Origin of the sequence: Blastococcus mobilis (genome assembly GCF_900188025.1) — a bacterium.
GTDB lineage: Bacteria > Actinomycetota > Actinomycetes > Mycobacteriales > Geodermatophilaceae > Blastococcus_B > Blastococcus_B mobilis.
The window spans coordinates 1-13,510 of the sequence record NZ_FZNO01000016.1 but is presented as its reverse complement, the minus strand read 5'-3'; the positions used below and the strand labels follow the sequence as shown (position 1 = coordinate 13,510).

Here is a 13,510-nt window from a genome sequence, read left to right as displayed (position 1 = left end):
GGGGTGCTGTGTCCTGGCCGACCTCGCGCGCTCGGTCGACGTCGTGCGCTCGGTCGGCGATCAGTGAGGCTACCGTCGGGGCCGTGTCGTCCCCGCCGGAGCTGGACTACGAGGTCGTCGACGTGTTCGCGCCGCGGGCCTTCGCCGGGAATCCGCTGGCCGTGGTGTTCGACGCCGACGCACTGACCACCGAGCAGTGCCAGGCCCTTGCCTTCGAGTTCCACCTGTCGGAGACCTCGTTCGTCTGCGCGCCCACCCAGCCCGGCGCCGACTACCGGGTCCGCATCTTCACGCCGTTCACCGAGCTGCCCTTCGCCGGGCACCCGAGCGTGGGCGCGGCCCACACCCTGGTCCGGTCGGGGCGGCTGGCCCCCGGGTCCGTGCGTCAGGAGTGCGGGGTCGGCGTCCTGGATCTCGTGGTGGACGACGACGGCGCCCGGCTCTCCGGCGGCCGGCCCACCCTCGAGGACGGACCCGCGCCCGCCGAGCTGGCCTCCGCACTCGGGCTGAGCGCAGCCGACACCACCGGCCTCCCCGCCGACGTCGCCGGCTGCGGCCTCCCGTTCGCCTACCTGTCGGTCACACCGGACATGGTCGACCGGGCCGTTCCCGACCAGCGGGCGCTCGACGCCCTCGGCGTCGGGGAGGGGGTCTCGGTGCTCTCCTGGGACGCCGCGGCCTCGACCGTCTACGCCCGGGTGTTCGCGGGAGACCTGCGCTGGGGCGAGGACCCGGCGACGGGATCGGCGGCTCTGGGCACCGGTGTCTGGCTGGTCGAGAGCGGCCTGCTGGCCCGCGAGGGGACGTCGTCCTACGTGGTTCGACAGGGCGAGAAGCTGGGCCGCCCGTCGGTGCTCGAGTGCACGGTGACGGCGTCGGCGGGCAAGGCGGTGGCCGCGACGGTGCGCGGCGCCGTCGTCCCGGTCGCGCGCGGCCGCATCCGGGTGCCCTCCTGACGGCGGACACGACCGCCGCGGCCTGGGCGCTGCACCGCCCGGGCCCTCGGGACGTCGGCCTCCTCTCGCTCGCCGTCGTCGGGGTCTCCCTCTCGGCGCCGCTCACCACGATGGTCGCCGCGCCGATGCTGGCGTTGGCGTTCTGGCGCAACGCCGCCGGCGCCGCCGCTCTCGTGCCGGTGCTGCTGACCCGGGAGCGCGCGACGCTGACCGGCCTCCGCTGGCGGGACCTGCGCAGTTCCGTCGTCGCCGGGCTGTTTCTCGCGGCGCACTTCGCGGCCTGGTTGCCGAGCCTCTCCATGACGACGGTGGCCGCCTCGACGGCCCTGGTGACCACGACTCCCATCTGGACGGCCCTGGCCGCCCGGATCTCCGGTGTGCGGCTGCCCACCGCCGTCTGGTGGGGGCTGGTGCTCGCGGTGGCGGGCGTGGCACTGATCGCGGGGGTCGACGTCGCGGTGAGCCTGCGTGCCCTCGCCGGTGACGGCCTCGCCCTCCTGGGGGCGGTCTGCGCCGGCGGGTACGTGCTGGCCGGGGCGCGCGCCCGGCAGCGGCTGGCGACGTCGGCGTACGCGGTGGTCGCCTATTCGGTGTGCGCCCTGGCGATCGCGGCCTCGGCGGTGGTCGTCGACGCGCCGTTGGCCGGCTTCGAGGCGCGGGACTGGTGGCTGATCGCGGCCATCACCGTCTCCGCCCAGCTGTTCGGGCACACGCTGCTCAACCTCGTGCTGTCATCCGTCGGGCCGACGGCGGTGAGTCTCGCCGTGCTGCTGGAGGTGCCCGGCGCGTTGCTGTTCGCCCTCGTGCTTCTGGGGCAGGTGCCGCCGCTGCTCGCGCTGCCCGGGGTGGTGCTGGTCGTCGTGGGGGTCGCACTCGTCGTGCGTGCCAGCCGCCCGACGACGCTGGTCGAGCCCGCGACCTGAGGCCGACTGCGGACTTCGTGTCGCCCGTTCCGGCGAGCCGGCGCGTGTCGTCGACCACAACTGCGCACTCGGCCGGGCGGTGGCGCATCGGCGCCTCGGCGGGGTGATCACCGCGTCGCTACCCTCCGGTGACCGACTTCCCGGCTCCATCGACTAGCGGAGGCACCGTGGCCGAGCTCCGATCCCGTCGTTCCAACCTGGCCGTCCCCGGCAGCAACCCCCGGTTCCTGGAGAAGGCCAAGGGCCTGCCCGCGGACCAGGTCTTCCTCGACCTCGAGGACGCGTGCGCGCCGCTGGCCAAGCCCGGCGCCCGCAAGAACATCGTCGCGGCCCTCAACGAGGGCGGCTGGGGCGAGAAGATCCGCACCGTCCGCGTCAACGACTGGACGACGGAGTGGACCTTCACCGACGTGCTCGAAGTCGTCGGCGGCGCCGGTGCGAACCTCGACTGCATCATGCTGCCGAAGGTCCAGGACGCCGCCCAGGTGAAGGCCCTGGACATGCTGCTCAGCCAGGTCGAGAAGGCCAACGGCCTCGAGGTCGGCCGGATCGGCATCGAGGCGCAGATCGAGACGGCGCAGGGCCTGATCAACGTCAACGACATCGCGTTCGCCAGCGACCGGATCGAGACGATCATCTTCGGCCCGGCCGACTTCATGGCCAGCATCAACATGAAGTCGCTGGTGGTCGGTGCGCTGCACCCGGACTACCCGGGTGACCCGTTCCACTACATCCTCATGCAGATCCTCATGGCCGCCCGCGCCCGCGGCGTGCAGGCCATCGACGGTCCGTTCCTCCAGGTGCGCGACGTTCCCGCCTTCGAGGAGGTCGCCAAGCGCTCGGCGATGCTCGGCTTCGACGGCAAGTGGGTGCTGCACCCCGGGCAGATCGATGCGGCCAACGAGATCTACGCGCCGTCCCAGGAGGACTACGACCACGCCGAGCTCATCCTCGACGCCTACGACTGGGCGACGTCGGAGGCCGGCGGCAAGAAGGGCTCCGCGATGCTGGGCGACGAGATGATCGACGAGGCCAGCCGCAAGATGGCCCTGGTCATCGCCGGCAAGGGCCGCGCCGCCGGCCTGCAGCGCACGTCGTCGTTCACCCCGCCGGAGGGCTGAGTTCCACCCCTGGACGCGGCGACGCGGCGGCACCCCGGACGGGCAGTGCCGCCGCGTCGGCGTCTGGCCCCCCTCCGTGGCATCGCCGAGCCGGCGACGGAGCCCGGGAGCGGGATCCCTTCTCAGGGTCCGAACGAGCCGGTTCCGGTGAAGGCGGCGAACGCGATGATCCAGAGCAGGATGAAGAACACGAAGATCGCCGTCACGATGCCGCCGACGATGATCCCGGCCAGCGCCAGGCCGTCGCCGTCCTCGCCGGTCCGACGGATCTGCCGGCGCGCGACGATGCCCAGGACGAGGCCGGCGGGCGCGAAGACGAACGCCAGCACCAGCGCCAGGATCGCCATCGTGTTGGTGGGCCGGACGTGGACCGGCGGGTAGCCGGGCGGCCCGTACCCAGGTGGCCCGTAGGGCTGGCCGTAACCGGGAGCGGCGTACCCCGGTCCGGGGTGGACCGGTGCGGCGTAGCCCGGGGGCGGGTACCCGGGTGCTCCCTGACCGCCGGCGGGCGACTCCGGTGGCGGTGGTGGTGGAGCGCCGCGGTACGGGTGCTCGTCGCTGCTGCTCATGGGTCCCTCCTGTCCGGCGGTGCCGGTCGGGGGTACTCCACCACGGGCCGCGCGGGACGTGAGCAGGCACACGCCGGGGTGCGCGGCCGCGTCCTCCATACTCACGGGTAACTCGGACACCGCAGTCCCGAAGGAGCAGACCGTTGACCCGCTTGGCTCAGACCGCCGACCTGACCGACATCCAGCGCGAGATCCTGTCGACGGTCAGGAGCTTCGTCGACCGGGAGATCATCCCGCACGCCCAGGAGCTCGAGCACGGCGACATCTACCCGCAGGAGATCGTCGACGGGCTCAAGGAGCTGGGCATCTTCGGGCTGATGATCCCCGAGGAGTACGGCGGCCTCGGTGAGTCGCTGCTGACCTATGCGCTGGTGGTCGAGGAGATCGCCCGCGGCTGGATGAGCGTCTCGGGTGTCATCAACACCCACTTCATCGTCGCCTACATGCTCATCCAGCACGGCACCGCCGAGCAGAAGGAGCGCTTCCTGCCGCGCATGGCCACCGGCGAGGTCCGCGGTGCCTTCTCCATGTCCGAGCCGGGGCTGGGCTCCGACGTCGCCGGCATCCGCACCAAGGCCACCAAGCAGGCCGACGGCGGCTACGTCATCGACGGCCAGAAGATGTGGCTGACCAACGGCGGCAGCTCCACCCTGGTCGCCGCGCTCGTGCGCACCGACGAGGGCGCGGAGAAGGCACACCAGAACCTGACGACGTTCCTGGTCGAGAAGCCGGCCGGCTTCGGCGAGGTGGTTCCCGGCGTCACCATCCCCGGAAAGATCGACAAGATGGGCTACAAGGGCGTCGACACCACCGAGCTGGTGTTCGACGGCTACCGGGCCCGGGCCGAGGACATCCTCGGCGGCACCCCCGGCAAGGGCTTCTCCCAGATGATGGACGGCGTCGAGGTCGGCCGGGTCAACGTCGCCGCCCGCGCCTGCGGCATCTCCATCCGGGCCTTCGAGCTGGCCATCGCCTACGCCCAGCAGCGGGAGACCTTCGGCAAGCCGATCGCGCAGCACCAGGCGATCGCCTTCCAGCTCGCCGAGATGGCGACCAAGGTGGAGGCCTCGCACGCCCTGATGGTCAAGGCAGCGCGGCTCAAGGACGCAGGCTCCCGGAACGACGTCGAGGCCGGCATGGCCAAGCTGCTGGCCAGCGAGTACTGCGCCGAGGTCACCACGCAGTCCTTCCGGATCCACGGCGGCTACGGCTACTCCAAGGAGTACGAGATCGAGCGGCTCATGCGGGAGGCGCCGTTCCTGCTCATCGGCGAGGGCACCAGCGAGATCCAGAAGACGATCATCAGCCGCGGCCTGCTCAAGGAGTACGCCCTCAAGCGCTGAACGAGGACGGGGTCCTTCCGGGTCCCTTCTCAGCCGGCGCTGTCGGCGGGCTCGCCGAACCGGACCTCGACCTCCTCGACGCCGAGCGACCGGGCGAGGCCGGTCAGCATGGCCCGGGTGTTGGTCTCGGCGCGCTCGCGCAGGTCGCTGTGGGCGGCCGCCGCCGCCAGCCGGTCCTCGGCCAGCACATGGAGCTCGCTGTCGTCGACCGGGTTGTCGCCGAGCGCGTCGGCGGCCCGCTCGACGAGCCCCCGGTCGCGGTCGAGGACGCGGCTCTCCTCCGGGTCGATCCGGACGTCGTCCACGCGCGGCGCCGGCAGCTCGATGGTCGCCGACGTGCCGTCGTGGGAGAGGGTGACCCCGCCGGCGTCCAGGTCCGCGAAGTCCACGTACGCGTCGGCCGTTCCGGTGGCGAGGAACTCGACGCGCTCGCCGCTGATGACCGACGGCACGTAGCGGGTGTCCACCTCGCGGTCCACGACGACCTGGAAGGTGCCGGTCGCCGCGTGGTACTCGTGCAGGTCCTGGAGGGCGAGCAGCAGCGGGGTCGTGCTTCGGTCGACGACCTCCTGTCCGAACGGCTCGCCGGGCAGGAGGTCGGCGACCTTCGCGCCCACCGGCACGAGGACCGCCACGCCCACGCCCGCCGCCAGCAGCCGGAGCGGAATGCGGCGGCGCCGCCGGGGGGCCGGTTCCATGACGGTCGGGCGGGACGACAGCAGCGTGGGCATGCGCAACCTCTCGGGGCCGAGGGAAGTGGCGGAGCTCACCCGTACCAGCGCTGCGGGCGCCGCGCGCATTCCCGGCACGCGCGGCGGAACCGGATCGGCGTCGTGCTCAGCGGGCGGGACGTCGCTCGTGGTTGCGGGGCGCCCGGAAACAGCCCACCAGCGCGATCCCGGCGCGCCACGCGTCGCGACCCCCTCAGGCCCGGCGGATGAGGATGTCGCCGTAGGCCGTGCGGGCGTGGATCTCCACGGTCTCGTCGGCGCCCTCGGGACCCTGGGTCTCGGTGAGCATGTTGCGGATGCGGCCTGCGCCGGCGTGCACGTCGAGCCAGGCCGCCGTCCCCTCGCGCACGCCGGCCTCGATCGTGCCGTAGGCGGTCTCGAGCACCAGCGACCCGCGGACCGCCTCGCCCACGCGCACCTGGCCGTACTTCGTGGTGCCGTGCACCGAGCCGAGCGCGCGGTCGAGCCGGATGTCGCCGTAGCCGATCTCCACCCGGGCCGGCCCGGTGGCCTCGCCGACGCGGACGTTGCCGTAGGCGGTGCTGGCCTCGGTCTCGCCGTCGACGGCGGAGGCGGTGATGCCACCGCTGGCGGTGCGGGCACGCAGGCTGCCGGCTCGCTCCAGCCGCAGGTCACCGTGCTTGCTCTCCAGTTCCACCGCGCCCAGTCGGCCGGCGCAGGCGACGTCGCCGGCGATCGCCCGGACGTGGAGGGCGGATCCCTCGGGCAGCGCGACGTCGACCTCGATCTCCGGTCCGGAGCCGAAGAACAGCAGCCGGGGCCGGTTCGGGGAGCGCACGACGAGCTCGCCGGCGGTGAAGGCGACCAGCGTCTGCTCGGCGGCGGTGACGTCGACGGAGCTGCGCTCGTCGCGCGGGCGGACGGTGACGACGGTGTCCGGCCGGTCGGCCGCGCGGACCCGGACGGAGCCGGCGCCGACCTCGATGCGGGCCGTGATGGGCCCGGGGGTGGCGAACGTGGGCATGGCTGCGCCCTCCTGGGGGCAGGGGTGGGTGACCCGGGCCGGTCGGCCGGGGAGAGGTGCGGTACGGACGGGGCGCGCGGTCAGCGCGCCCAGCCCGTGTACTGCGAGCCGCCGGACCACCGGCCGCGGCGGGGGTCGGACGACGGGCGCGAACCGGGGTCCACCGCGGTGGTGACGGCCCGGACCAGCCAGCTGTTCACCGAGACGCCGAGACGGGCGGCCGCTTCGTCGACGCGTGCCTTGAGCTGCTCGGGGAGCCGCAGCGTGATGCGGAGCGTGCCGCCCTCGTCCAGGTCGACGGTGGGGGCGGCCGTCTCGGGTGCGGCGGCGTCACCGGCCGGGCCGGACGGCGGCTCGGCCGGGGGAGGGGTGACGGCGAAGCCGAGGTCGCTACCGCGGAGCCGGACGTCGACGGCGCCGGGGGCGAGCTGGCCGGTGATCTCCTCGGCCGCCTGGGACAGCGCGCTGAGCAGCGCCAGGCGGACCGAGGACTCCAACGGTGCGGTGAGCCGCTCCGCCAGGGCGCGGGCGTCCTCGCCCCCGGCGTCGGCCGCGGTCAGCAGGTCGCGGCGCAGCTGCTCGACGAAGGGGGTGAGGTCCATGGCGTCACCATGACACCAATACGACACCACGTACAACAAGCGGCGACATCATCCCGGCGCCACGTGTGTGTACGCCCCCCGCGTCGCGCGCCACCGGAGGCGTGTAGGCAGGACGCATGCGTGCCGTGGGAGTGACCGAGTTCGGTGGGCCGGAGGCCCTGCACGTCGTCGACGTCGAGCCGGAGCCGCTCGGGCCCGGGCAGGTGCGGCTGCGGGTCGAGGCGGCCGCGGTGAACCCGACCGACACGCACGCCCGGTCCGGCGCCTACGCCGACCGCGATCCGGTGAAGACGCCGCCGTGGGTCCCCGGCATGGACCTCGCCGGCGTGGTCACCGAGGTCGGCGAGGGCGTCGACCACCTCGCGGTGGGGGACGCCGCAATGGGGATCGTCGTCCCGTTCGGCCCGCACGGCGCCTACCGCGAGGACAAGGTGCTGCCGGCGAACTCCGTCGTCCGGGCCCCGCGGGGCGTGGACGCCGTGGCGGCCTCGACGCTGCCGATGAACGGTCTCACCGCCCGACTCGCCCTGGATCTCATGGCGCTCGCGCCCGGACAGGTGCTCGCGGTGACCGGCGCTGCAGGAGCGTTCGGCGGCTACGTCGTCCAGCTCGCCGAGGCCGACGGGCTGACCGTCGTCGCGGACGCCTCGCAGGCCGACGAGCAGCTGGTGCGCGAGCTCGGCGCCGACGTCGTCGTCCGCCGAGGCGACGACGTCGCCGAGCGCATCCGCGAGCACTTCCCGGAGGGGGTGGACGGGCTGGCCGACGGCTCGGTGCAGGACGCGCAGGTCCTGCCCGCGGTGAAGGACGGCGGTGCGGTGGCGACGGTGCGCGGCTACCGCGGCAACGGGCAGCGCGGGCTGCGGTTCTTCCCCACGCTGGTCCGCCGGGTGGCTGAGGACCGCGCCGCCCTCGACCGGCTGCGGCAGCAGGCCGAGGACGGCGTCCTCACCCTCCGGGTGGCGCGGACGCTGCCGATGGAGGAGGCCGCCGAGGCGCACCGGCAGCTCGAGCGCGGTGGCGTCCGCGGCCGGATCGTCCTCACCTTCTGAGAAGGTGACCCGCTGCCCCCGTCTCTCGCAGGCTCGCGGCGGGACCCTGCAGCGGGGCCTCCGGCAGGCGGACGCCCAGGCACGGCTCCCGGAACTGGATTCGCGCGGTCGCGCACCCTCCTGATTGGCTGGGCGCTCAGGCAGCGCCGCCCGACCCCCGGAGGCAGGACACATGGTGCATCGGCTCGTCGTCGGCTACGGACAGTCGGCGGATCCGGCCGCGTTCGACGCCTACCACCGGGAGCCCCACACCGTCGCGACCGGCGGGGCGACCTTCACCCCCTTCGAGGTCCAGACGGCGAGCGCGGGCAGGTGAACGGCGCGCAGGCCCTCATCCGCACGCTCGTCGACGCAGGCGTGGACGTCTGCTTCGCCAACCCCGGCACGTCCGAGATGCACTTCGTGGCAGCGCTGGACGACGTCCCGGGGATGCGCGCCGTCCTCACGCTGTTCGAGGGCGTCGCCACCGGCGCGGCCGACGGGTACGCCCGCATGGCCGGTCGCCCGGCCGCGACGCTGCTGCACCTGGGCCCGGGGATGGCCAACGGCCTGGCGAATCTGCACAACGCCCGCCGGGGACGGACCCCGATGGTCAACGTGGTCGGGGACCACGCCCGGTCGCACAAGCGGCTCGACGCGCCGCTGGAGTCCGACATCGACGCGGTGGCGGGCACCGTCTCCGGCTGGGTGCGGCGCTCGCTCGCGCAGGCCGACGTCGCGACCGACGCCGCCGCCGCGGTGGCCGCCGCCTCGTCGTCCCCGGGATCGATCGCGACCCTGATCCTGCCGGCGGACGTGTCGTGGGAGGACGGCGCCGCCATCGCCCCGTCGATGCCGGTGCGGCCCGCGCCGCAGGTCCCGCCGTCTGTGGTGGACGACGTCGCGGCGGTCCTGGCCTCCGGTGAACCGGCAGTGCTCTTCCTCGGCGGTGCCGCGATGACCCAGGAGGGTCAGCTGGCGGCTGCCCGGGTGACCGCCGGAACCGGCGCCCGGTTGATGTCGGAGACGTTCCCGGCGCGGGCCGCGCGGGGCGCCGGCCTGCCCGGGCTCACCCGCCTGCCCTATCCGCCCGAGATGGCCATGGCCGCGCTGGCCGGCACGAAACACCTCGTGCTGGCCGGCGCCGAGGCCCCGGTGCACTTCTTCGCCTACCCGGGCGTGCCGGGGACGCCGGTGCCCGAGGATTGCACCGTGCACGTGCTCAGCGCACCGGGCGAGGATGCCGTCGCCGCGTTGGAGGCGCTCGCCGCAGCCGTCGCACCGGATGCCGAGCCGCGGCTGCTGGAGGCCGAGCGGCCGGAACTGCCGGGCGGTGAGCTGACTCCCCGGACGATGGCCGCGGTCATCGGTGCGCTGCTGCCCGAGCGGGCCATCGTCGTCGACGAGGCCCTCACCTCGGGCGTCGGTCTCATGGAGCTGACCGCCGGTGCCCCGCGCCACGACTGGCTGGCGCTGACCGGAGGAGCGATCGGGGACGGTCTGCCGATGGCCCTGGGTGCGGCGGTGGCGTGCCCGGATCGTCCGGTCATCGGCATCCAGGCCGACGGCAGCGCGATGTACACGATCTCGGCGCTGTGGAGCTACGCCCGCGAGCAGCTCGACATCACCACGATCGTCTGCGACAACGGCTCGTACGCGATCCTCGAGCACGAGCTGTCCCGGGTGGGGGCGCAGGGCGACGGCAAGCGCGCGGCGCAGCTGCTCGACCTCGGCGGCCCGGACCTGGACTTCGTGGCGCTCGCGACGGGCATGGGGGTGCCGGCGACCCGGGCGACGACGGCCGAGGAGCTGGCCGACCAGCTGCGGCGGGCGCTGGCCGAGCCCGGGCCGCACCTGATCGCGGCCGTCCTGCCCCGGCGCGGCTGAGGCAGCCGGCCGCCCGGGGCGGGAGCGGGCTCAGTGCTCCCGGCTCAGTGCTTCTTGGCCCCGTGGGTCAGGTTCTCCATCTGCGAGGTGTGCTCGGTCTTGGCCTTCTTCTCGAGGCGCTTCTCCTTGATGGACTTCCCGCTGGGCTTCTTCGCCGTCGCGTGCTTCGGGGACTTGTCACCCATGGTGTGCGCTCCCTCGTCGGGAACCTGAACGGCTCCGCGCGACGGACGCTACGCGCAGTTGGGCGCTCGAGGCGTGTCCGTGGAGCCGCTGCGGGCCCCCCATGGCTGGCAGCATGGGCGACCGTCCGCCGTCGAAGGGCTCGTCATGCGCCCGGTGCTCGTGGCCGCCGGAGTCGTCGCCCTGGTGCTGGCCCTGCTCATCGGACTGCTCTGGGCGTTCCAGCGGTCGCTGATCTACCTGCCCGACGCGGGGCCGGTCCCACGAGCCTCGGACGTCCTCCCGGGTGCCCGGGACGTCGTCCTCGTCACCGACGACGGGCTGGAGCTGGGTGCCTGGTACCTGCCGGGCCCCACCGCCGGTTCCGCGGCCGTGCTCGTCGCCAACGGCAACGGCGGCCACCGGGGCATGCGCGCGCCGCTGGCCCGGGCGCTGCGCGATGCGGGCCTGGCGGTCCTGCTGTTCGACTACCGCGGCTACGCCGGCAACCCGGGGAGTCCGACCGAGGAGGGGCTCGCGCGGGACGTCCGTGCCGCTCGACGCTTCCTGGTCGAGGACGCCGGCGTGCCGACGGACCGGCTCCTGTACTTCGGGGAGAGCCTGGGCGCCGCGGTGGTGACGGAGCTGGCCACCGAGCATCCACCGGCCGGGCTGGTGCTCCGGTCCCCGTTCGTCGACCTGGCCTCGGTCGCGAGCGTCCACTACCCGTTCCTGCCGGCGCGGGCCCTGCTGCGCGACTGCTACCGGGTGGCCTCGGCGCTGTCCGGCATCGAGGTGCCGACGACGGTAGTCTACGGCAGCGGCGACACCATCGTGCCGCCCCGGCAGAGCCGGGCGGTGGCGGCAGCAGCCGCGCAGCTGCACGACGTGATCGAGGTTCCTGGCGCCGATCACAACGAGCCCGTGCTGCTCGACGGCAAGGCCGTGGTGGACGCCGTCCTCGATCTCGCCCGGTAGGTCGGAGGGTCCGGGGTTCCGGCCCGGGGTGCCTCCCACCCCCTGCCCGTGTCGCTGTCCGGGGCGCCACCGGAGCGGCCTGGAGCAGGATCCGGAGCGGAGAACCGAGGCGCGTTCGGCCCCCTCGACGTGGCGGCGAGGATTGGCTTCACTGCATGGAGCAATTGCGGCCGTGACGAGGCCGCCGGTACCCGCCCAGGGCATGCCCGGAAGGGACGCGCCATGTGGTTCCGTCGTTCGGGAAGGTCCGGCGCGGTCCGGGGGCTCGGGGTGATCGCCGCCGTGAGCACAGCAGTGGTCGCGTCCTCGGCCACCGTGAGCGGGGCCTCGGAGGACGATGCGGCAAGGCAGGCGTCGGCCGCTGTCAGCGAGGAGTACGTCGTCTCCTTCAGCGGCACGGCCGAAGCGGCGACGGCCGCGATCGAGGCCGCCGGTGGAACCGTCGAGAGTCTGACCCCCGAGGTCGGCGCTGCCCTGGTCACGTCCACGAACGGCGCCTTCGTCGACGACGTGCAGGCGCAGGATCAGATCCGCGGTGCGGCGCGGAACCACTCGGTCGGCACCACCCGGCCGGGCATGCCGCACCGCTTCGCCGTGGAGCGGCCGTCGTCCGGTGAGCTGGCGGACGAGAGTCGGCCAGGCTCCGCGGAGCACTCGCCGGGAACCGGGCCGAGCGCGGAGCCCCTGGCGGACCGGCAGTGGAACATGGCGATGATCGGGGCGACGCCCGACGCAGCGCACCGCCGGGCCACCGGCACCGGCGTCGAGGTGGGGATCATCGACACCGGGATCGATGCCAGCCACCCCGACCTCGCCCCCAACTTCGACGCCGAGCGGTCGCGGAACTTCGTGACCGACATCCCCGAGATCGACGGTCCGTGCGAGGTGGCGAGCTGCGTCGACCCGGCGGACGTGGACGACGGTGGGCACGGAACGCACGTCGCCGGAATCGTCGCGGCCGCCGACAACGGCTTCGGCATCGCGGGCGTGGCCCCGGACGCGACCCTGGTCAACGTGCGCGCGGCTCAGGACTCCGGCTACTTCTTCCTGTACGAGACGGTCCGGGCGCTGGTGTACGCCGGTGACGCCCGCCTCGACGTCGTCAACATGAGCTTCTACACCGACCCGTGGCTGTACAACTGCGGCTCGCGGGGCGAGTACCTCGAGGGCACCGTGACCGACGAGGAACTCACCCAGCAGCGGCTCATCCGCGAACTGGTGCTGGGTGCGGTGGCCTACGCCCACAGCATGGGCGTCACGCTCGTGGGATCGGCCGGGAACCAGTTCGAGAACCTCGCCGCACCGACGCGCGTCGACGAGACGAGCCCCAACTACCCGCCGGAGTCGGCTCGGCCGCGGACGGTCGCGAGGACCTGCCTGAACCTGCCGAGCGAGGCCCCGCAGGTCATCTCGGTGTCGGCGGTCGGCCCGTCGACCACCAAGGCCGACTACTCCAGCTACGGGTTCGGCGATGTCGAGATCGCCGCCCCGGGTGGGTGGTTCCGCGATCTCGTCGGCACGCCCGCGTACCAGACGCCGGGGAACCTCGTCCTGTCGTCCTACCCGCTGCACGTGGCGATCGCCAGGGAACTGGCCGACCCGAACGGCGACCCGGTCGACGAGTTCTCCGTGAGGTACTGCGACGAGAACGGCGTCTGCGGCTTCTACACCTATCTCCAGGGCACCTCGATGGCCTCGCCGCACGTCGCCGGAGTGGCCGCACTGATCATCGAGGCGATGGGCCACCCCACCGGTGATGGTGGACGGGCCCTCGACCCCGCGGTCGTGGCCGCGGTCCTCGCCGGCTCCGCCCAGGACCACCCCTGTCCCGCCGGCGGGGTGGAGGACTACACCGACGAGGGGCGCACCCCGAACTACAACGCGGTGTGCGAGGGGACGACCGAGCTCAACGGCCTCTACGGCGAGGGCATCGTCGACGCGGCGGCAGCAGTGGGAGGTCACTGACCGGACCGCGCGTGTCGTCCATGCGCCGTAGGGAGCCGGCCGGTCCCTGCTCCCGTGCAGCGACGCTCACCTGTTCGGGTGGTCGTGGCCGTCACTCCCGGTTACGTCGTCCACAGATCGGGCTCACGGCCCCCGCGGACTGATCGGTTCCCATACAGTCCGGGCGATTTGTCGACTGATCGACCGGGCTCGACGGGGGTGCTGTGCCGACCGCTCTGGATGTCGTGGACGGCGAGGTCCGCGAGCTCATCCGGCGT

The 13,510-nt window shown here is 73.4% G+C and carries 14 protein-coding genes; 9 read left to right on the top strand and 5 right to left on the bottom strand.

What is annotated here, in order from left to right; all coding sequences use genetic code 11:
• Positions 1-83 precede the first annotated feature (83 nt).
• From CHB94_RS14640 to CHB94_RS14630, 3 genes are all read left to right on the top strand, one after another.
• Positions 84-956 (top strand): PhzF family phenazine biosynthesis protein, encoded by an 873-nt coding sequence (locus CHB94_RS14640; protein ID WP_089337309.1) that lies wholly within the window; start codon positions 84-86, stop codon positions 954-956.
• A complete protein-coding gene (locus tag CHB94_RS14635; protein WP_254920654.1) occupies positions 860-1,879 on the top strand; it encodes a DMT family transporter in 1,020 nt (339 codons plus the stop codon). Before CHB94_RS14640 ends, CHB94_RS14635 begins: the two co-directional genes overlap by 97 nt.
• A 167-nt stretch (positions 1,880-2,046) precedes the next feature.
• Positions 2,047-3,000 (top strand): HpcH/HpaI aldolase/citrate lyase family protein, encoded by a 954-nt coding sequence (locus CHB94_RS14630; protein ID WP_089337308.1) that lies wholly within the window; start codon positions 2,047-2,049, stop codon positions 2,998-3,000.
• A 122-nt stretch (positions 3,001-3,122) separates the two neighbouring features.
• Here the strand turns inward: CHB94_RS14630 and CHB94_RS14625 are convergent, their stop codons facing one another.
• On the bottom strand, positions 3,123-3,569 hold the full coding sequence (locus tag CHB94_RS14625; protein WP_089337307.1) for a DUF4190 domain-containing protein: 447 nt from the start codon (positions 3,567-3,569) through the stop codon (positions 3,123-3,125).
• Between the two features lie 143 nt (positions 3,570-3,712).
• Between CHB94_RS14625 and CHB94_RS14620 the strand changes: the two genes are divergently transcribed.
• Positions 3,713-4,912 (top strand): acyl-CoA dehydrogenase family protein, encoded by a 1,200-nt coding sequence (locus CHB94_RS14620; protein WP_089337306.1) that lies wholly within the window; start codon positions 3,713-3,715, stop codon positions 4,910-4,912.
• A 29-nt stretch (positions 4,913-4,941) separates the two neighbouring features.
• Here CHB94_RS14620 and CHB94_RS14615 read toward each other — a convergent pair whose 3' ends face one another.
• The 3 genes from CHB94_RS14615 to CHB94_RS14605 form a co-directional block, all read right to left on the bottom strand.
• A complete protein-coding gene (locus CHB94_RS14615) occupies positions 4,942-5,643 on the bottom strand; it encodes a DUF4230 domain-containing protein (protein WP_089337305.1) in 702 nt (233 codons plus the stop codon).
• A 193-nt stretch (positions 5,644-5,836) separates the two neighbouring features.
• The gene (locus CHB94_RS14610) at positions 5,837-6,628 is read right to left on the bottom strand and encodes a DUF4097 family beta strand repeat-containing protein (RefSeq protein ID WP_089337304.1); all 792 of its coding nucleotides are present in this window, start codon (positions 6,626-6,628) and stop codon (positions 5,837-5,839) included.
• Positions 6,629-6,708: 80 nt separating this feature from the next.
• The gene (locus CHB94_RS14605) at positions 6,709-7,230 is read right to left on the bottom strand and encodes a ribbon-helix-helix protein, CopG family (protein ID WP_089337303.1); all 522 of its coding nucleotides are present in this window, start codon (positions 7,228-7,230) and stop codon (positions 6,709-6,711) included.
• Between the two features lie 116 nt (positions 7,231-7,346).
• On the opposite strand from CHB94_RS14605, the gene CHB94_RS14600 reads away from it, so the two are divergent.
• The 3 genes from CHB94_RS14600 to CHB94_RS14595 all read left to right on the top strand — a co-directional run bounded on the left by CHB94_RS14600 (position 7,347) and on the right by CHB94_RS14595 (position 10,148).
• Positions 7,347-8,282 carry a quinone oxidoreductase family protein gene (locus CHB94_RS14600; protein WP_089337302.1) on the top strand — a complete coding sequence of 312 codons (936 nt, stop codon included), beginning with the start codon at positions 7,347-7,349 and terminating at the stop codon, positions 8,280-8,282.
• A gap of 172 nt (positions 8,283-8,454) precedes the next feature.
• On the top strand, positions 8,455-8,598 hold the full coding sequence (locus tag CHB94_RS25230; protein ID WP_176445570.1) for a hypothetical protein: 144 nt from the start codon (positions 8,455-8,457) through the stop codon (positions 8,596-8,598).
• Complete coding sequence (locus CHB94_RS14595; RefSeq protein ID WP_089337301.1) at positions 8,595-10,148, top strand: acetolactate synthase large subunit; 1,554 nt, start codon at positions 8,595-8,597, stop codon at positions 10,146-10,148. Before CHB94_RS25230 ends, CHB94_RS14595 begins: the two co-directional genes overlap by 4 nt.
• A gap of 44 nt (positions 10,149-10,192) precedes the next feature.
• On the opposite strand, the gene CHB94_RS25225 is transcribed toward CHB94_RS14595, so the two are convergent.
• A complete protein-coding gene (locus CHB94_RS25225) occupies positions 10,193-10,333 on the bottom strand; it encodes a hypothetical protein (protein WP_176445569.1) in 141 nt (46 codons plus the stop codon).
• A gap of 145 nt (positions 10,334-10,478) precedes the next feature.
• Here CHB94_RS25225 and CHB94_RS14590 point away from each other — a divergent pair, with 145 nt between their 5' ends.
• Positions 10,479-11,288 (top strand): alpha/beta hydrolase, encoded by an 810-nt coding sequence (locus CHB94_RS14590; RefSeq protein ID WP_089337397.1) that lies wholly within the window; start codon positions 10,479-10,481, stop codon positions 11,286-11,288.
• A gap of 282 nt (positions 11,289-11,570) precedes the next feature.
• Complete coding sequence (locus CHB94_RS14585; RefSeq protein ID WP_254920653.1) at positions 11,571-13,253, top strand: S8 family peptidase; 1,683 nt, start codon at positions 11,571-11,573, stop codon at positions 13,251-13,253.
• Positions 13,254-13,510: the final 257 nt, after the last annotated feature.